Annotated in this window: 16 protein-coding genes and 1 pseudogene; 12 read left to right on the forward strand and 5 right to left on the reverse strand. The window is 41.7% G+C overall.

Annotation, left to right across the window (positions count from 1 at the left end; all coding sequences use genetic code 11):
• The first annotated feature begins 81 nt into the window (after positions 1–81).
• From FFF34_008145 to FFF34_008170, 6 genes are all read left to right on the forward strand, one after another.
• On the forward strand, positions 82–1638 hold the full coding sequence (locus FFF34_008145) for a M20/M25/M40 family metallo-hydrolase (protein TSD67351.1): 1557 nt from the start codon (positions 82–84) through the stop codon (positions 1636–1638).
• 83 nt (positions 1639–1721) lie between these two features.
• On the forward strand, positions 1722–2324 hold the full coding sequence (locus tag FFF34_008150) for a DUF2238 domain-containing protein (GenBank protein ID TSD67352.1): 603 nt from the start codon (positions 1722–1724) through the stop codon (positions 2322–2324).
• Positions 2325–2425: 101 nt separating this feature from the next.
• The gene (locus tag FFF34_008155) at positions 2426–3067 is read left to right on the forward strand and encodes a hypothetical protein (GenBank protein TSD67353.1); all 642 of its coding nucleotides are present in this window, start codon (positions 2426–2428) and stop codon (positions 3065–3067) included.
• 317 nt (positions 3068–3384) lie between these two features.
• Positions 3385–3675: a hypothetical protein gene (locus tag FFF34_008160; GenBank protein ID TSD67354.1), complete on the forward strand. Its 291-nt coding sequence runs from the start codon at positions 3385–3387 to the stop codon at positions 3673–3675.
• A 7-nt stretch (positions 3676–3682) separates the two neighbouring features.
• Positions 3683–6250 (forward strand): carboxypeptidase-like regulatory domain-containing protein, encoded by a 2568-nt coding sequence (locus FFF34_008165; protein TSD67355.1) that lies wholly within the window; start codon positions 3683–3685, stop codon positions 6248–6250.
• A gap of 55 nt (positions 6251–6305) precedes the next feature.
• Positions 6306–6776, forward strand: a complete 471-nt coding sequence (locus FFF34_008170) for a MarR family transcriptional regulator (GenBank protein TSD67356.1) — start codon at positions 6306–6308, stop codon at positions 6774–6776.
• A gap of 68 nt (positions 6777–6844) precedes the next feature.
• On the opposite strand, the gene FFF34_008175 is transcribed toward FFF34_008170, so the two are convergent.
• Positions 6845–7894 carry a glycosidase gene (locus FFF34_008175; GenBank protein TSD67357.1) on the reverse strand — a complete coding sequence of 350 codons (1050 nt, stop codon included), beginning with the start codon at positions 7892–7894 and terminating at the stop codon, positions 6845–6847.
• A gap of 112 nt (positions 7895–8006) precedes the next feature.
• Here FFF34_008175 and FFF34_008180 point away from each other — a divergent pair, with 112 nt between their 5' ends.
• On the forward strand, positions 8007–8324 hold the full coding sequence (locus FFF34_008180; GenBank protein ID TSD67994.1) for a helix-turn-helix transcriptional regulator: 318 nt from the start codon (positions 8007–8009) through the stop codon (positions 8322–8324).
• A 5-nt stretch (positions 8325–8329) separates the two neighbouring features.
• Positions 8330–8758 carry an SRPBCC domain-containing protein gene (locus tag FFF34_008185; protein TSD67358.1) on the forward strand — a complete coding sequence of 143 codons (429 nt, stop codon included), beginning with the start codon at positions 8330–8332 and terminating at the stop codon, positions 8756–8758.
• A 121-nt stretch (positions 8759–8879) separates the two neighbouring features.
• Here FFF34_008185 and FFF34_008190 read toward each other — a convergent pair.
• Positions 8880–9251 (reverse strand): annotated as a pseudogene (locus FFF34_008190) (hypothetical protein).
• Positions 9252–9555: 304 nt separating this feature from the next.
• Here FFF34_008190 and FFF34_008195 point away from each other — a divergent pair.
• Complete coding sequence (locus tag FFF34_008195) at positions 9556–11919, forward strand: TonB-dependent receptor (GenBank protein ID TSD67359.1); 2364 nt, start codon at positions 9556–9558, stop codon at positions 11917–11919.
• A gap of 87 nt (positions 11920–12006) precedes the next feature.
• Here the strand turns inward: FFF34_008195 and FFF34_008200 are convergent, their stop codons facing one another.
• Both FFF34_008200 and FFF34_008205 read right to left on the reverse strand, forming a co-directional pair.
• Complete coding sequence (locus FFF34_008200; protein ID TSD67360.1) at positions 12007–14400, reverse strand: DUF4968 domain-containing protein; 2394 nt, start codon at positions 14398–14400, stop codon at positions 12007–12009.
• A 143-nt stretch (positions 14401–14543) separates the two neighbouring features.
• The gene (locus FFF34_008205; protein ID TSD67361.1) at positions 14544–15488 is read right to left on the reverse strand and encodes a DNA mismatch repair protein MutS; all 945 of its coding nucleotides are present in this window, start codon (positions 15486–15488) and stop codon (positions 14544–14546) included.
• A gap of 132 nt (positions 15489–15620) precedes the next feature.
• Here FFF34_008205 and FFF34_008210 point away from each other — a divergent pair, with 132 nt between their 5' ends.
• The 3 genes from FFF34_008210 to FFF34_008220 all read left to right on the forward strand — a co-directional run bounded on the left by FFF34_008210 (position 15621) and on the right by FFF34_008220 (position 19720).
• Positions 15621–16130 carry a DUF892 family protein gene (locus tag FFF34_008210; GenBank protein ID TSD67362.1) on the forward strand — a complete coding sequence of 170 codons (510 nt, stop codon included), beginning with the start codon at positions 15621–15623 and terminating at the stop codon, positions 16128–16130.
• A 215-nt stretch (positions 16131–16345) separates the two neighbouring features.
• Entirely contained in the window at positions 16346–18229 is a 1884-nt protein-coding gene (locus tag FFF34_008215; protein ID TSD67363.1) for a M1 family metallopeptidase, read from the forward strand.
• Between the two features lie 330 nt (positions 18230–18559).
• Complete coding sequence (locus FFF34_008220; GenBank protein TSD67364.1) at positions 18560–19720, forward strand: DUF418 domain-containing protein; 1161 nt, start codon at positions 18560–18562, stop codon at positions 19718–19720.
• Positions 19721–19796: 76 nt separating this feature from the next.
• Here the strand turns inward: FFF34_008220 and FFF34_008225 are convergent, their stop codons facing one another.
• Positions 19797–20162 carry a YtxH domain-containing protein gene (locus FFF34_008225; GenBank protein ID TSD67365.1) on the reverse strand — a complete coding sequence of 122 codons (366 nt, stop codon included), beginning with the start codon at positions 20160–20162 and terminating at the stop codon, positions 19797–19799.
• Positions 20163–20312 lie beyond the last annotated feature (150 nt).

The raw sequence follows: 20312 nt of genomic DNA on the forward strand, positions 1-20312 counted from the left end.
TCAATTCTGGTTTGGTATTGTAGCGGCAATAATTTAGCTTTAAACTCAGGAAAAACTAAATTACTAAACATAAAAAATCACATGAAACACCTTGCCCTAAAATCAATTTTGGCCCTGGCTATGCTGTCTGCCGGCAACCTGTATGCACAGGAAACGGTTGATACAGCCGTATTCCGTAAGATAAGGGAGGCGGAGCTAAACAGCTCGCAAATACCTCAAATAGCACATTACATCACCGATGTATCCGGGCCAAGGCTCTCCGGATCAGAAGCTTACAAACGCGCTGGCAACTGGGCCGTAGCAACCATGAAAAAATGGGGCATGGCCAATGCGGCTATGGAGCCCTGGGGCGAGTTTGGCAAACAGTGGGATATACAAGACTTCCATATCTATATGAAAGCCCCCTATTCAGCATCGTTAATGGCATATCCGGAGCCTTGGAGCGCAAGCACCAATGGTATGAAGCATGCCGAGGTTAAGCTACTTAGCCCTGCTAATATACAGGATACCAGCTTTTTAAAACAACACATCGCCGAGTATGCCGGTAAATTCATATTGGTAACAGGCGGCCCCGCAACTAATAAGGCCATCTTTAAGCCATCTGCCGAGCGCCTGGCAGACAGCGACCTGGTGAATATGAAAGATACCTACATGATGGACAGATCAGCCCTGGCAGGGTTTATCAATTACTTTAAAACCCTAAACCGTATAACCGATATATTAGGTAAATCGGGTGCTTTGGCCATAATCAGCACCTCGCAGGAGGACCGTAACGGTACCGTGTTTGTACAGGGCTTTGCTGGTTATAAACTGGGCATGCCAGAAGGTTTGCCAAAGGTAAGCATGGCCTTTGAGGATGCTCAAAAGTTAAAAAGGCTGCTGGCATCGGGCCAAAAGGTAGAGCTTGATCTTAACATTGCCCCTGCCGCATCAACCAAAGATACAAAGGGTTACAACGTTGTTGGTGAAATACCGGGCACCGATCCTAAGCTAAAATCGCAGTTGGTTATGCTTGGCGGTCACCTTGATTCGTGGCAATCGGCTACCGGTGCCACAGATAATGGCGCGGGTTGTATTGTAATGATGGAGGCTGTACGTTTGCTTGATTCATTGGGCCTTAAGCCAAAACGCACTATCCGCATTGCCTTATGGGGTGGCGAAGAGCAAGGCCTTTTAGGCTCGTATGGTTATGTAAAAAACCACTTTATGGGCACAAATGGCACCATTAAGCCAGAACAGGCTAAGGTATCGGCCTACTTTAACTTAGATAACGGTACAGGTAAAATACGGGGCATTTTTGCACAAGGCAATACAGCTGTAGCGCCAATATTTGAGAAATGGTTTACCCCTTTCCATGACCTTGATGCTAAAACCGTTACGCTAAAAAATACAGGATCGACAGACCACTTGTCTTTTGATTGGGCCGGTATACCCGGTTTTCAGTTTATACAGGACCCTATTGATTATGAGACCCGTACGCACCATAGCAATCAGGATAATTACGACCACCTGCAAATTGACGACCTTAAGCAAGCGGCTATCATCGTTGCTTCGTTTGTGTACCAAACCAGCGTAAGGGCCGATATGTTGCCAAGAAAACCGGTGGTTAAAGAAACCTTCGTATTCGACGGATTGTAAGAAAACCTTATATTACAGCGGCTTACGCTGGCAAAGCGCCTTAAATATTAAGGCGCTTTTGTTTTTAATTATCATATTAGTGCATGCAAAAATATTACCTGCTCATTTTCCTATTCTTTGCCGGACTGGGTGCGTCGGCCGTCAACCCGCATGATTATTTTACCTGGGTATTAGAGGTTTTCCCGGCCATAATAGGTTTTTTTGTTTTGATAGTTACTTTTAAGCGATTCAAATTTAGCTATTTAAACTACTGCTTTATATTGGTGCACTGCTACGTTTTATTTATAGGCGGGCATTATACTTACGCACAAGTGCCCCTATTTAACTGGATAAAAGACACCTTTCATCAAACCCGCAATAACTACGACAAAGTAGGGCACTTTACACAAGGCTTTGTGCCGGCTATGATAACCCGCGAGTTGTTCATTCGCCTGCAGGTAGTAAAACCGGGCAAATGGTTAGCATTTTTAACGGTATGCGTATGTGTCACTATCAGCGTATTATACGAGTTTTTAGAGTGGTTTGTAGCCATTGTATCAGGCGAATCCGGCGATTCTTTCCTGGGGACACAGGGTTACATATGGGACACACAATCGGACATGTTGTACGCCATGATAGGTGCCACTTGTATGGTTATATTTATGGCCAGGCTGCAAAACAAGGCCATTAAGCAACTAACAACGTAAAGCTATATAGTGCAAAAAACCGTAACCAATTGCTTGCAGCACCGTATAAACCCACATATTTGATGAATGATATGAGATACGTTGCCTGCATTGTTTTTTTAATGGTCATAAGCCTATCGGGGTGTAAGAAAGAAGTAATAGCGGTGTCGAAAACCACTATAGTGGGTTGGGGCGACGATTTGACCTATGGCGTAGGCGGCAGGGACACAACCTATTTAACTGAATTGGCTAAGCTTACAGGCTTGCAAACATACAATATGGGCGCTTTTTCTGAAACAAGCACTCAGATAAAAGAACGTATGATATCGGATGAATCACTACATGTTTACCCCACTATAATTTGGGCCGGCCGTTATAATACCTGGCACCAGGAAACCATAAAGAATGATATTGCCGAAATGGTAGCCAGTCTTGGCCACTCTAATTACCTTATTTTGGGCTTAATTAACGCTGATAATGGCTTAGAAAGCAAAGGGCGCGATAATTACAATAGGATAATAAGTATAAATAAGGCCCTGGCAGGAATTTACAGCGACCATTTCCTTGATATTCGCACCTATCTCGTTGCTCAATACAATCCACAGGATGCATTTGATGTAAAGGACCATACACTTGACATTGTACCCCGCAGCCTTCGCAACGGTTTACTTAATTTAAATGCCAAAGGCTACCGTATGGTTGCCGGCCAGGTTAACACCAAAATAAATATACTGCGCGGAGATGCTACCGCTACCACAAAATAGTTTTATTAAGTAGCTACGATGTTAATCTGTTCATTACCGCCACCCGGCGCTTATATGACAGATTTTTATATTTATTACTTAATTAAGTTTTTTTAAAAGATTCCTTCTTCTCAATCGTCTAACTAAGTAAGGGCGCATTTGCCTATTTCAAGGCATGGTTAGTGTGTTTTATACACATATTATTGTAACACATTTACTCTCCATGCGTCTGACAGAGCAAAAATGAATTTTCAACATTCATTTTTGTGTCATAATAGTAAATTAAGTTGACTAATATAGTCAACTCGGTTTACATTTGTACTGTCATTTAGATAGACATGGAAACAAAATATACATCACAACCGGAAACACCTATATCTGTTAAGCCCTTACAAGCCGAACAACAGCCCCACCACCTTACTCCCGCCGATTATATTATCGAGGCATTAGGAGAAGGTATAAAGCAAAATTTTTTGGGCTACAGTATCGATATGGAGTTTTTAACGCTTACTGCCCGCAGTATAGTGGTTTCGGGTGTAAGCTCTATCAAACAACATGTTATTAAGCCTATATCTGCTAAGCTTCAGCGTGGTCATGGGCATCCAAACCTTACCCAAACCTCATTCTAATAACACAATGAAAAATATATTTACCCCTGTTCTTAAAAAAAGCATATTACCCCTACTTATACTGCTTACAAGCTTTACGGCATCTTTTGCACAAACAACCGTTAGAGGTGTTGTTACAGACGCTAAAACAAAAGAGACCATGCCGTTTGTAACGGTAATGTTTGCTGGTACTACACAAGGAATAAGTACCGATAACAATGGCCACTATTCCATTAGTACTACAGGCACCGCCACCCAAATAAAGGTGACTTTTATGGGCTATAAAACTGTTGTACGCAATATTGAAGTAAACAAAGACCAAACTATTAATATTGCCCTGGTAGCCGAAAGCCAAAGTTTAAGCGAGGTAAAGATCGTATCTGGAAAAAAGAAAAAATACACCAATAAAAATAATCCGGCAGTTGAACTAATACGCCAGGTTATTGCCCATAAAGAACAAAATCAGTTAGATAACTATAACTACGCCGAGTACAAACAGTATGAGCGTATGATATTTTCGTTAAGCAATCTGTCAGATAAATTTAAAAATAAAAGGGCTTTTAAAAACTACCAGTTTATGTTTAAAGAGCAGGATTCGACCGCTATTGGTGGTAAAACGCTGTTGCCTTTATACATGGAAGAAAAACTTTCAGACAATTACTTCCGTAAGGACCCATATACCAAAAAACAGGTTATAGAAGCTAACAAACAAGTTAAATACGACGAGAACTTTATAGACAATCAGGGCCTTAAAGCGTACTTTAACCGTATGTATCAGGACATCAATATCTATGATAACAACGTGTCGTTATTAAGTAACCAACTACTAAGCCCGATTGCTGATCATTCTCCTGATTTTTATAAATTTTTTATTACCGATACACTTAAAGACCAGCAGCCTAATTTAATTGAGCTGAGCTTTACACCACGTAACACTAATGGTTTGTTATTTGAAGGGCGCATTTATATCACGATGGATGGCAATTATGCTGTGCAAAACGCCTTTTTAACGGTAAACAAAAACATCAACCTAAACTTTGTGAGGCAGATGCAGGCTAACTTATCCTTCGAAAAAAACAACGATGGTAAGTATCACTTAAGCCAAAGCGACCTTAAAATAGAGTTTGGTATCAACAAAAATAAAGGCGGTGGTGTATTTGGCGAGCGCCTGGTAACCATAAACAATTTTGAAATAAACAAACCACGCCCTAAGCAAACCTATGAAGGCCCTACTGAGGTTTTAGCAGCAAACGCCGACGAAAAGGACGACCATTACTGGATGATGAGCCGCCCCGATACATTGGATGCCGCCGCTGCTACCGTTTATAAAAATGTAGATAGCTTGCAAAGTATGCCATCATTTAAGCGTACCATGGATATTGCTACCCTGTTAATAGCCGGTTATAAAAACTTTGGCGATTTTGAAATGGGGCCGGCCAACACATTTTATAGCTTTAACCCAGTAGAAGGTTTCCGCGCACGTATTGGCGGTCGTACTACTACTAATCTAAGCAAGCGTTATTATTTTGAAACTTATGGCGCTTATGGTACAAAAGATGAGAAATTCAAATACTTTTTAAGCAGTACCTATTCGCTTAACAACAAATCTATTTACTCGTTCCCGCAAAATTATATAAGGGCAAGCTTTCAGCACGATACCAAAATACCGGGCCAGGAACTGCAGTTTGTACAGGAAAGTAACTTCTTGCTATCGTTTAAACGTGGTGCAAACGATGTATGGCTATACAACGATATATTCAGGTTAGATTATGTGCACGAGTTTACCAATCACTTTTCGTATAACCTTGGTTTTAAAAAATGGAACCAAAGCCCGGCAGGATCGTTACTATTTCAGAACCTGTTACCTAATGGTACTTTAAACGATGTTAACCTGATACACACAACCGAACTATCGGCACAATTGCGTTGGGCACCACATGAAAAATTTTATCAGGGTAAACTATACCGCACACCAATAATTGATAAATACCCTATTTTTACTTTAAATTACACCCAGGGTGTTAAGGGCTTAGTTGGCGGCGATTATAACTACCAAAACGTGGTGGGTAACATCAGTAAACGTTTTTACTTATCGCAGTTAGGTTATACAGATGTGGTTACTGAAGGTGGTTACTTGTTTGGCAAAGTGCCATTCCCTTTAATGGATATACACCATGCCAACCAAACTTATGCTTTCCAATTACAGTCGTACAACTTAATGAATTTCCAGGAGTTTGTGAGCGACCATTATGCCAGCATCATGATAGACCATAACTTTAACGGCTTTTTATTCAACCGTGTGCCTTTATTAAAGAAACTGAAGTTACGCGAGATCATCGACTTTAAGAGCCTTTGGGGTGGTGTACGTAGCGAAAACAACCCCGCCAACGACCGATCGTTATTACGTTTTCCGGGTAGTTACGGTATAGGCTCGCCAACTTACGCCTTAAGCGCCAAACCATATATGGAAGGTAGTATAGGTGTAGGTAATATATTTAAAGTATTAAGAATTGACCTTGTTAAAAGGTTCACTTACTTAGAAAACCCGGGCGCACCAAGATATGGTGTACGTGCCTTTGTTAAGTTCGACTTTTAATTGTTAATTCGTAAACCAAACCAAGTTAACCTTAAGCTGTTAGATTTATAAGATTATGAGCGAAGTGAGTGTGAATATCGAAAATCATCAAAGATATGCCTGCAAAATGGTGTACCTGCTTAAACGTTTTATTGATGACTGGAGCGGCAAAAAGCTATGTGTAGCTCATCAAACAGGTTTTAACAGTGCCCATTTGCCTTTGTTTATGAGCATAGGTACCGAGGGTATCAGCAATAATGCATTGGCTGCGAAACTTAATGTATCTAAACAAGCCACCAGTAAAATCATCAAAGAGCTTGAAGTGCTTGACATGGTTAAAAGCGAAAAAAGCACTGATGATGCCCGTGTAGTGATGCTCCATTTAACAGACGAAGGTGAAAAATTCTATCAATATCTGCGCAGCCAGGTTGAAACCCTGGAAGAGCAATATAAAAAAGAGGTTGGAGCTAAAAACTACGAGATAGCTATAGATGTAATGTCTAAACTCATCAAATTCCACGAAGGCTACAACTGCACAGGTCAGTAAAATAATAGCTGCCTAAAAGCAGACCATATATGTAAAAGCCCCTTGCTGAATAGTTTGGGGCTTTTGTTTTATACATCTAAGGCGGCCAATATTTCTTTAATTGAAAAGGTTGCGCCGCATACATGTTCATCAGCAGCACCATAGTATATAGTAAGTGTATCGCCATCCAAAACATGGCCATTGGTAAATACTACATGCCCAAAAAAACCGGTAACCTCGTATGGTGCCGTAGGTTCCATTATAGGGTCGGCAGTACGGGCTAATACGATGGAGGGGTCATCCAGATCAAGCAAAACAGCGCCAAGGCAATATCTGTGTTCTTTGGTCGCACCGTGATATATCTCCAGCCAACCCTTTTCGGTTTTAATTGGTGCAGCCCCGCCGCCTACCCGTCCGCTATCCCACATTCCTTCACGGGTTTTAACTATACATTTGTGGTTTCCCCAATGAATGCCATCCGGCGATTGTGACAGCCAGATATAATTGCCGCCAATATCAACGCTGCTTGGGCGATGCAGGGCATAATACAAGCCGTTTATTTTTTCTTCAAATATGGCTACATCCTTATTATGCGGTGGTAATATTATACCATGCGATTGAAAAACCTTCCAATCAACAGTAGTGCGCATGCCTACTCCTACACCACTACCAGATACGGCGGTAAAAGTAAGGTAATATGTTCCCTCTAAAAAAGTAACCCGGCAATCCTCGATACCAAAGGTTTGTAAAGGGCCGTTACCAAAAAGCTTCGGGTATCCATCAGGCTCATAAAAATGTATACCATCATCGCTGCAAAGTAATCGTAAATGCGATAAGGTGGTTAAATAGTCTATCCCTTTGTATCGCACCACCCTTGCGTCGGTAGCTATAAGGTCGGCATCATCCAGGGCTATTTCCATAATTTGTGTTTCGCCGGTAGCTGTCAGTATCGGGAACGATACATGTACCTCGCTTTGTTCCGGTCTTTCGGCAACTCGTACCAATAACCATATTTTGCCGTCGAACTTAAACACGCCGGGGTTTAACAGGCAGGCAATATGCAGCCCCTCGCTTGTTGGTTTAAGATGTTTAGGTGATAGTAACGGATTTTGCGGAAAACGCTTTGCTATATCTGTCATTCATAAATAACAGCTGTGTGCTGTAATGGTTTAAATAGAATTTTAACATTTAGTTGCGTAACCAAAAGGTTTCACATACATTTACGTAACCAAAAGGTTTCAGATAGATATGATCCGAAGAGATGTATTCCAGGCAATTGCCGACCCTACCCGCCGCGAGATAATAAATCTGCTGGCCAAAAAGCAGCTTAACCTAAACGCGGTTGCCGATAACTTTGACATTAGCCGCCCTGCTGTAAGCAAACACATTAAAATTCTGGCCCAGTGCGGCCTCATTACTATAAAACAGGAGGGGCGTGATAGGTTATGCAAGGCTAACCTACGAAAATTGGAACAAGTATCGGCTTGGGCAGACCAATATCGCGCCTTTTGGAACGATAAGCTGGATGCCTTAGAAAACTTTATAGAAAACGAAAAAATTAAAACATAAATTATATGGAAAACAAACCACTGATTGTAGAGCGTACGCTAAACGCATCAGCCGACCGCATATGGCAGGCGCTTACCGACAATTCGCAAATGAAGCAATGGTACTTTCAGTTAGAGCATTTTGAGGCCTGTGTGGGCTTTGAATTCAGTTTTAACGGCCAGGGTGCTAAGGGTGAGCAGTATGTGCATAACTGCCGTGTAACAGCTGTAGAGCCTGAAAAGAAACTTAGCTACACCTGGAAGTATGAAAGCTATCCCGGTGAATCGGAAGTTTCTTTCGAGCTGTTTCCTCAAGGCGATGAAACCCTGGTGAGGATAACCCACACCGGATTGGAGACCTTCCCGCAAGACAGCCCGGACTTTGGACCTGCAAGCTTCAACAAAGGCTGGAACCACATATTGGGTATCAGTTTAAAAGATTTTGTGGAGAAATAGTACTTGCTACCAAGTTGTGGCAAGTATTTGACTTAGACATTTATTACTGCAAAGCCCGTATCAGCAAATTACTGATACGGCCTTTTTAATGATATATCTATGCCACAAATTACATACCTGGCCTGCCTGTTGCAGGGGATGAAGACGGCGAAGTACTCGGTGAGGTACTTGGGCTGACAGGTGTTGTACTTGGTGAAGTACTTGGGCTACCGGGTGTTGTAGTAGGTGAAGTTGGGCTGGTAGGCGATGTTGGGCTACTTGGTGAAGTAGGCGATGTTGGGCTGCTTGGTGATGCGGGTATAGTAGGGCTTGGTGTTGTAGGTGTGGTTGGGCTTGCAGGCGATGTAGGTGTGGTTGGGCTTGTAGGCGATGTAGGTGTTGGTGTTGAAGGGTTTGTTGGTGTTGTTGGATAATTAGGTATAGGCGTTGGAGTAGTAGGGTTACTCGGGTTGTTCGGATTAGTTGGGCTGGTCGGCTTTGTTGTAGACGGACTGTTTTGCCTTGGTGTGGTTGTTTTGCCTTTTTTTGGAACGGTATCAAGCGCGGCAACAGTGTTATTATGCGTAGTAATTTTGTGTGCACTACTTTTTGCTATGGCACAATTAATGGCTAATGCAGCTGCTGCAACCATTGCTAATTTTACAGTTTTCATATTTATATTATTTAATGGTTTATAATATTAACTATAGAATAAACTATTTTACTACAACAATGGTTTCAATTATTTTCAACTATTCTAATTTGTTATCTTGTGCGAATTATTAGATCCAAAAAATACGCCATCTTTGGTGTACGATATGAAGAAACTGCTACTGCTATTATTATTTATATACCCCACCTTTGCTTGGGGGCAGTCAGGCATAATACGTGGCACAATCACAACTGCTTTAACTAATAAACCACTGGCCGGGGTAAACGTTACAGTTACAGGTACTAATAAAGGTGCTACTACCGACTCACTGGGAAATTACCAGCTGAATAGTTTAAATCCTGGTTATTATACCCTTCAATTCTCACTTGTAGGCTACCGCACCAAAACTATCTTTGATGTGCAATTAACCAATGCCAAAGTTGCTATTGCCGATGTTAACCTTGAGGAAGACGCGCTTAACTTAAACGAGGTTAAAGTATCGGCTCCAAGATTTAACAAACCGCTGGAAAGCCCGGTATCGTTACGAACCATTGGCGCAACCGAAATAAAGCGCAATCCCGGTGGAAACCGCGATATCAGTAAAGTAATACAATCACTACCTGGTGTGTCATCGCCGGTGAGCTTCCGCAACGATATTATCATTAGGGGCGGCGCACCAAACGAAAACCGTTTTTATATAGACGGTGTGGAGATACCCAACATTAACCACTTTGCTACACAAGGCTCATCAGGCGGGCCGGTAGGTTTAATAAACGTCGACTTCATCAACGAGGTTGATTTTTACTCAGGCGCGTTCCCCGCCAACCGTGGTAATGCATTAAGCTCGGTATTTGAATTCAAGCAAAAGGACGGCCCTACCGACAGGCTCAATGCTACAGTAACATTAGGCTCAAGCGACCTGGCGGCTTCATTGGCCGGCCCAATAGGCAAAAAAACTACGTTTATATCTTCATACAGATACTCCTACCTGCAAAGCTTATTTAAGTTACTGGGCCTGCCGTTTTTGCCTGCGTATCAAGATTTTCAGTTTAAAGTTAAAACCAAGTTCAATCAAAAGAATGAGCTAACTATATTAGGCTTGGGCGCTGTAGACCGATTTAAGTTAAACCTTGGTGCTGAACAAACCGAATTGAACCAATATATTTTGGCTAATATCCCCGTTAACTCGCAAGACGATTATACTATTGGCGCAACATATAAAAACTTCCGTTCAAAAGGGTATTCGTTATTGGTGTTAAGCCGTGACTACCTGAATAATAAAGCCAAAAAATTCCAGGACAATAACGAAGCCGGCACCAAAACCCTTGATTATACTTCGCAGGAAATAGAAAACAAGTTGAGATTTGAAAACATAAGCCGCGAAAACAATTACCGTGTTAGTTTTGGGGCAGGTGTCGAAACTGCAAAATACACCACCAATACCTTCAACTTATTACCATTTGGTAGTAACATTTATACATCAAACCTTAATTTTATTAAGTATAGTGCTTTTGGGCAATTAAGCCGGGCTTATTTCCAGGATAAATTAAATTTATCGGCGGGTATACGCGCTGATGCCAATAATTATTCGGCAAAAATGAATGACCTGAGTAAAACGCTTTCGCCCCGGTTCTCGGCATCCTATAATTTTACCGAAAAGTTTAGCCTGAACTTTAACACCGGCATCTACTACCAGTTACCGGCCTATACCGTTTTAGGCTACCGCGATAGCACCGGCCGCCTTGCAAACCGCGACGTTAATTACATCAGCAATAAGCAACTGGTTTTGGGCTTAGAATACAATACGCTAAAAAATACCCGCTTTACTGTTGAAGGATTTTATAAATGGTACAAAAACTACCCATTGGTAAAAGTTTTAGGTGACAGCATCCCTTTAGCCAATTTAGGGGCTGATTTTGGCGTAGTGGGAAATCAGAAGGTGACCGGGTTTACAAAAGGCCGCAGCTATGGGGTTGAGTTTTTTGCACAGCAACGGCTTAATAAAGGCTTTTATGGCATATTTGCGCTAACGCTATTCCGTAGCGAGTTCCAGGACAAGAATGGGGCTTACGTACAATCTTCATGGAACAACCGCTATATTTTAAGTATGACAGGCGGTAAGGTATTTAAACGCAACTGGGAACTGGGTGCAAAGCTTAGGTACACCGGTGGCAGCCCATATACGCCTTATAACATTGTATCATCTACCATAAAAAGCAATTATGCTATATTCCCGCAAGGGATACCGGATTGGGGGCAGCTAAATACCGAACGGCTAAAAGACTTTTATCAGATTGATGTGCGGGTTGATAAAAAGTACCCGTTCCGCAAGTTTACGCTTAACGTTTACCTCGATATTCAAAACCTTACTTATAACCAATACCAGCTACAAGCCTACCTTGTGCCCGATAGGGATGCAAGCGGCAATATACAGGATGCCCCTGGCGACCCAACGAGGTTTAAATCGAAACTATTGGATAATAAAAGCGGCAACGTATTGCCTACAATTGGGGTGATATTTGAGTTTTAACACCTTTATCATAACAAAACCCGGCGTTTGGGCCGGGCTTTGTTATGATGAAAAAATAATTTGTGATAAGGCTTCATATCTCCGGTATTATAAATAAACCACTACTTTTCTGCCTGTGTAACGTATGGTCTTATCTGCAATGGCGGTTATCGAGGTGTTTGAACCATGCGCACCATTTACTTTAACAATTTTAAATAAGCGTGATTTTAACATCCCCGGGAAACTCCCTTTAGTATCTGATATAGTTAACTGGCGCAATTTATCGTTCCAGGTAAAGGTGATATTTGCCTTTTGTCCTTTTTCGTAGTTATAGTTGTCGTTCTCGTCTTCGTATAGTTTAAAAGAACCATTTGCGCCAGGGTAAACGCGCAGTTCAATGTTGTCAGCAGGCTTCTCAGTGGCATATTCCATTACCGGCCCCATAGGTATGATCGAGCCTGCCTTAACATATAACGGCATCATGTCCATCGGTACATCAACAGTAAGGTTTTGCCCACCGTCAAGCACCTCGCCTGTCCAAAAGTTGTACCATTTAGTTGATTTTGGTAAGTATACATTGCGTGTTTTAGCTTTACTATCGGCACCGGCTCCTGTATATAGCTGGGCAGTAACCGGGTTAACTAAAAACGCGGGGCCAAACATATATTGGTCTGGTATACCATAAACATTGGCATCGTCCCTAAAATCAAAGGTTAGTGCACGCATTATGGTATAGTTATCGGCGTTTACCTTGCCGGCAAGCGAATAAATATAAGGTAGCAGCCTGTAACGCAGGTTATCAAACTTCAATAGCGTAGCGCGGGTACTTTCGTCCCAGTTCTTTGAAAATAAGGCACGTTCGCCTTTACCATGTATACGGAATATAGGGCTAAAAGCACCAAACTGGAACCAACGTGTAAACAATTCCCTAAACTCCGGTTTCGACCAATCGGGCGCTGTCCAGTGCCAGTGGTAACCACCAATATCCGATGTCCAGTACGGTATGCCCGATGCGCATGCGTTAATACCTTGTGGCACCTGGTTTTTGAAATTAGCAAACGTACACTCAATATCCGACGACCATAGCGTTGATGCGTTGCGCTGCTCGCCTGCAAAAGACTGCCTTACTAAGAAAAACGCGCGTTTACCGGGTATATCCCTGCGCCAGCCCTCGTAAACACCCTTGGTGTGCTGTAACGAATAGGTGTTAAAATAATCTATCCCTTTGCCGGTGTAAAAGTTTGCTTTACGGCGTTCGTCAAGCAAGGCTCCATTATCAGGTTCGCATTGATCTATCCACCATGCATCCCAGCCATACCGTTTTACAAGGCTATCGCGAGCTTGCTGCCAATATAATTCGCGTGCGGCGGGGTTATGGGCATCGTAGTAAGTATCAAAAGTGTGTGTAACCACGTTATCCCAGGTAATGCTGGTGAGGCCGCCCATTTTTTCTAAAGCATCGTAATTAGGGGTACCTTTACCAAATACGGGCCAGATAGATATCATGGCATGCAGGTTGGCCTTATGCAACGCATCTATCAACTGTTTTGGATGTGGGTACCGCTCAGGCTTCATAATATGCGAACCTATAGGCAATGGATCCCAATAATACCAATCCTGCACCAGTACATCTACAGGTATGTGGTTGTTACGATAGTTATCTTTTACGGTTAGTATCTCTGCCTCGCTCAAATACCTATCCTGCGATTGAAACAAGCCATAGGCCCATTTACCATACATCTGCGCTTTACCTGTGGCAATGCGGTAAAGGTTAATTACCTGGTCAAAATCGGGGCCATAAAAAAAGTAATAATCTACTTGTTTGCCACTCTCAGATACGTATTTGAATTTAGTGTTTCCATCTTCGGCACCATAAAAATTTGATGCTGAATAATTATCCCACATAAGCCCATACCCTTTAGTTGACAACATAACCGGTATGGCTCCTGTTAAATATTTAATCGCCATGTCCTGATTGCGGCCCTTGTAATTAATAGATAACGAATCTAAAGGATGGCAGCCCAGGCCATATAGCGCTTCATCTGCTGGCGAGTTAAATTCAGTAGTACAATTATAGGTTTCGATACCGGCAATAGTGGCTGCAGTCATAGTTTTGTTACTGCTTGCTTCGGATGTGATAACATGGCCTGTGGTATCAAAATAAGTAATTGCATTAGTAGCTTTATTTACTTTAAGCTTTAAACGCGATGTGGTAATGGTTATATCTGTTCCATTATCGGTTACTGTGTAAGCAATAGCCTGGGGCCAGTTGTTGTTAACTACAAGTGACGGTTTGTCATTAAAGGCACCAAGCATGGTGTACTTTACCTCCACAATATCAGCCTTGCAAATATTTATCTGCATTAAGCCTTTATCCAGCTTAAATGTGATGCCTTTGGCCGTTTTGGTAAATGATAGTATGGCAGCATTTGCACCACCGAAACAAACTATAAAAACAAATAATAGCGATAACTTTTTAAAGCCGAAATTAAGCTTGTACATAGAGAAATATAATTGGTTAACAGTTTTTAAAAATAGACATGATAGGTAAATACCCAATGTGTCATTTGTACATATTTATAACAATTATGTTAATCAATGCTGGTAAAAAGCCGCAACAAAGTGGGTATAGCCTATAATAGGGCTTACTTTAATATAACCTTGGTAGCCCCATAACCAAACTTCTCTTTACGGGCATCCATAAAAGTTTGCACTTTGGGGTGTTTACTTAATAGCTTATGAAGTTCGTGTTTTAAAATGCCATTACCCGTGCCATGTATAAAGGTTATATCGGGCATTTGATGCACTATGGCAGCATCTAAAGCTTGTTTAAAGTGAGTGGTTTGTATATTTAATATTTCGCTGCTTTGCAAAAATTGGTAATCATCACGCAGTTTCTCTATGTGTAGGTCAACCTCTGTTTTAGGTTTAGCCAATTCCTGCTTTTCTTCAGCAGGTTTAAAAAACGCTTCTTTTAGCTTCTGAGCATCTATCACCAGTTCGGGCTGGTCAAGCTGTATGAGCCAACCTTGCTGATTTAATATAGGCACCTGTTTTTTAGCCCCTGCAAAATCTTTTGCTTTAAATTGTTCAGTAATATTAAGCGGCTCTAACGCGGGTTGGTTTTGCGCTGTGTGAAACAATACCTGAAAAATAAACTTCGGCCACAATTGCAGGTCACTTAGTTTGGCCGAATATATTTTGGCTGATGATTGTGATTCTATTATCCCGGCAAATTCCCCTTTAAAAGTCTTTTGCAAGTCGGTGGTAACCGAGGTAAGCAACCTATAAGATGTTTGGTTAAGCAAATACAAGTGCACCAATGCGTTGGCTTTTGCATCGGTTATTACCGCAATATAAACGCCTTTGTTCACAAAATCGCCGGTTTGTGGTGCCTCAACTACAAACTCATCATCCTCGTTCACAACCAACCCATGCCCATGCACCGATGTTACCTTACTGGCTAAAACAGGTATCTCAAAATCATCCTCAACGGTTACCCCTATCATTTGCTCATCAATGATCCGGGTAACATAACCTTCCAGTTTTTCGTCTACAAACCGCACAAAATCGCCTAACTTATATCTCATAATGTAATAATATTGTGCAAAGGTATTAATATACCCTAACACCATTAATTAAACTTACTTTTGAGTAAGCAATTCTTTTAAAATTCAAAAAAATAGAGGATTTTTGCCCCACCTCACAATTAAACAACAGCGATGCAAGCCGATACCCCGAATACCCCGGATGTAAAGTTTCTGAAAGAGATTTTCTTACATCATTTAGATAGAATATATAACGGCAAATGCTTTTTACGTAAAAAACTTGCTCACCTGGTAAGCCTGGCATCTTTTAAGGGCTTGCAATTGGCAATAGAAGAGTTTGCTGATGATATCAAAAAGCAGATATCGCGCATGGAAGAGGTTTACAAACTAATAGGCGAAACTGCTACAGATGCGGACTGTAACCCCATCAGATCGATAGTACAAGACGAATTTTGTATTGATGAGAACCAGGCTATCCCTTTGTTAAACGACCTTGATCTTGCCCTATATATACAAGTGCTGGAGCATGTACACATTACATCGTACCGAATGCTTATTATGATAGCTACTTTGCTAAAAGAACCCGAGGTGAAGCAATTATTAGTGGAAAACCTTGATGAATCTACCGATAACGACAAGCTGTTTACCTTATTGGCCAAAGAGTATATAAGCACTGATTTATAATAGGTTATAGCTTAAAAGAACAAAGCCAGGCAAAATGCCCGGCTTTGTAATAGTTATTTAATACCCCTACTAAAATAACTTAAGCAAGTTTAAAAAATTAAAAACCTGCCCACAAGCTATTAGTGTAACAATTCGTTTACTAAACAGTAAGTAATGTTTAGGCTTATAAGTTTTACATTTGCTTATACAAACTCAATAAAAAATTCTTTATCACTATGTTAAAATCAATACTGTTAGCATTATTTTGCAGTGTACTTTTCTTACAACTGCAGGCTCAGGATCTGTACATGCCGCGCGATATTAAGCAGGCTTTTACAAAAGGTACCCGTTCGCCTGATGGTAAGCCCGGCCCAAAATATTGGCAAAACCACGGGGTTTATAATATATCTATAAGCACGGTACCGCCTGCAAGCCTGGTAAAAGGGGTAGAAACCATTACCTACTTCAACAATAGCCCAGATACGCTTAAAAGGCTTAATATGAAGCTTATTCTGAATATTCACCGTCCGGGTGCACCGCGCATGGGTGGTGCTGGTGCCGACTATTTAACATCGGGTGTGCAAATAGATTCGTTTTTGGTAAACGGCCAAAAAAAGAGCTGGAACAATACTACAGCCGCGGGCACCAACCAGCCTATAAGCCTTACTACACCATTAATGCCCCATGACTCGGTTAAGCTGAACATTACCTGGCACTTTGATGTAAGCAAGCAAAGCGGCCGCGAAGGCAAAATAGATTCGACCAGCTATTACCTGGCATATTTTTATCCGCGGGTATCTGTTTACGACGATTACAATGGCTGGGACCGCGTAACCTTTACAGACGCGCAAGAATTTTATAACGATTTTAACGATTATACCTTAAACGTAACCGTACCTAAAAACTACATTGTTTGGGCTACAGGTACCCTACGCAACCCTAAACAGGTATTACAGAAAGAGTATGCCGAGCGCCTGGAAAGATCAATGACCAGCGACAGCACTATACATGTAGCTACCATTGATGAGGTTAAAGGCAACAAGGTAACCGCCCAAAACGCTACCAACACCTGGACATGGACCGCTACCAACATCAGCGATGTGGCAGTTGGCTTAAGCGACCACTACATTTGGGACGCAGGCAGCGTGATTGTAGACAAAGCTACCGGACGCCGGTCGAGCATGCAGGCTGCTTATTCAGAGAAAGGTACCGATTTTAAAATGTCGGTGCAGTATGGCCGTAACGCTTTGGGTTGGTTTAGCAACAACTGGCCGGGCGTACCTTACCCATTCCCTAAAATGACTGCTTTTCAGGGTTTTGCAGATATGGAATACCCTATGATGGTAAACGATAGCCAAATGGGCGACCCTGGCTTTGCACAGCTTGTGCAGGACCACGAGATAGCGCATACCTGGTTTCCGTTTTATATGGGCATAAACGAGAGCCGCTACGCCTATATGGACGAAGGCTGGGCCACTACCTTAGAATACCTGATAGGCACTGCCGAAAAGGGCAAAGAGAAGGCTGACGCCTTCTATAAACAGTTCCGTATAAATGGCTGGATAAATGACAAATCGAGCAACGAGGACCTGCCTATTATCACCCAATCAAGCGAGCTGACCACAGGCTATGGTAACAATGCCTATGGCAAGCCATCGTTAAGCTATTTGGCTTTAAAAGACATGTTAGGCGATGAGCTATTTAAGAAAGCCCTGCATGGCTACATGGACAGATGGCATGGCAAACACCCTATCCCATGGGATTATTTTAACTCAATGAGCAGTGTATCAGGCAGAAACCTTAAGTGGTTTTTTAACAACTGGTTCTTTAGCAATGGCTACAACGACATTGCCATTACCAACCCTGTAAAGGGAAAAGATGGCTATACCATCACTGTAAGCAACATTGGCGGCTTTGCCATTCCGTTTGATGTGGTGCTGACCTTTGCTGATGGTACAACCAAAACCATACACCAAACCCCAGCCGTTTGGGAGGCTAACCAAAAACAAACACTGGTTACCTTTAAAGCAGTTATAGGCAAAAGCCTTAAGTCGGTTACGTTGGATAATGGCATTTTTGTGGATGCCAACAAAGCCGATAACACCTGGGTTGTTCAGTAACCTTTCTTTGCCCCCAACAACAAAGAGGCTATTTCAAAAAAAAATAGCCTCTTTGTTGTTTAAAGGCATTTTTACATTCCATACCCTTACTTAAAGCATTCCACTTTTTTGTTGGTTATGCGGGAAATTTTCGTTTTTTTTCGTTTTAATTCGTTTGGTGAGCATTACTAATATAAAAATATCCGGCATATAAACAAGCATTAAGTGATATATATTTGATCCGGCATTTTTTCTATCCTTGAAAAACACACGATTCCGCAGATAATTTAACCACTTCAATCACAAAGGAAAATACCCCTTTTTTATTATCTTGTTTCCAAATCTTAGCACATGCCCCGTTCCGATTTTCAGCCCATATCAAATAACCAGCGTATACCGCTTATTGATGTATTGCGTGGCTGGGCACTTTTGGGGGTTGTGCTAATGAACTACATCGACTTTTACTTTTTAGCACCCGATAGCAGCGTTAAAACAAGTAAGGCTACCGATTTACTCTTAGTGGCATGTAGTTTGGTTTTCTCATCAAAATCCTGGACACTGCTTAGCTTTTTATTTGGCTATGGCTTTTCGGTAATTATGCAAAGCAGCCGCCTAAAAAACATCAACAGCTATAGTTTTTTTGTAAAGCGCATGCTTTGGCTGTTTGTGTTCGCCTTCATAAACTGTGTTTTTTACTTCGGTGATATTTTAAAGGATTATGCTTTTTTAGGGCTTATACTGCTGCTTTTTAACCGTTGCAGCGCTAAAGCATCCCTTTATTTTAGTGCTGCCCTATTTGTGGTTATTCCACTGGTTACCGCCTGGATAATACACATTACAGGTACTGAACTTTGGGGAATATTCACTCCGTATTTACATTTATACAAAAGCAGCAATTTGTTAAACGTTTTTTGGTTTAACCTGCAAGGTACCTGGTTTGGGCAGGTTATCAATTTAAATTGCGCGGTAACCGTGCATACGGTTATGTTTTGTTGTTTTTTGCTGGGCCAGGCAGCCCAAAAGGCCAGTTTCTTTACCAGAACCGATCTTAAGCAAAAGATGACCCACATATGGGCGATAAGCCTGCTGTGTTTAATTATTGTTTATTTGCTAACCTACCTGGTAAATAAACCCGCCCTTTTAAAGCCCTACTTTAATGCCGATTACTGGACAGTGCTTATCACTATGGTATTTATTTCATCATCAATATGCTGGCTTTATTTAAGCGGCAAGTGGCAGGGGATATTTACTCACTTACAATATATGGGTAAAATGACCCTAACCAACTACATCACCCAAAACATTATTGGTGTGTTTTTATTTTCGGGTGCCGGGCTGGGCTGGGCTGTAATGCATAAACTGCCTGTTGCTTGCTACTACCTGCTGGGCCTGGTTATTTACATTGTACAGCTTTATTTTAGCAAATGGTGGCTTGGCAGGTATAACTACGGCCCTATTGAGTGGCTGTGGCGCCAATTAAGCTATGGCAAAAGGTTAACTATTAAAAAGTAGGCCTTTGTTGGTTTCACCATAAACAAAAAAGCCCGGCCAATTAAATTGGCCGGGCTTTTTATATATTAATTACAACTTATGCGTTTTGTATAGAGTTGTTCCAATCGTTAGCTGTGCCCTTTGCTTTTTGCTTGGCATCACTAAAACCGTTTTCGGCGTAGTTAGTAGCTTGCGATTTTGCATCCTGTGCAGCATTCTCTGCATCGCTAACAGCACCGCTAAATTTCGACTTTACCGAGTCAACAGCACTGCTGCCATACTCTTTCAGGTTATCAGCTGTCGATTGTGCTTTATTCTTCGCCTTATCAACAAGGTCGTTAACGTAATCAGCAATATCGCCTCTCAACTCTTCGCCTTTTTCAGGAGCTAATAATAACCCTAAAGCAGCGCCCGCCGCAGCACCTACCAAAAGTGCTGCTATAATTTTTGCTTGATCTTTCATAATAATTTTTACTTTTTAGTAGATGATTTGTACATAGTTAACAAATACCCTGCCGCAGTGTTTAATAAAATAAAAAATAGTTTAATTCTGCAAGTAACGGGTGTATCCCACCCGCTCCCCTCAGCCGCAATTAATTAAGGCAGGCTATTT

Origin of the sequence: Inquilinus sp. KBS0705, assembly GCA_005938025.2 — a bacterium.
In the GTDB taxonomy this organism is placed as follows: domain Bacteria; phylum Bacteroidota; class Bacteroidia; order Sphingobacteriales; family Sphingobacteriaceae; genus Mucilaginibacter.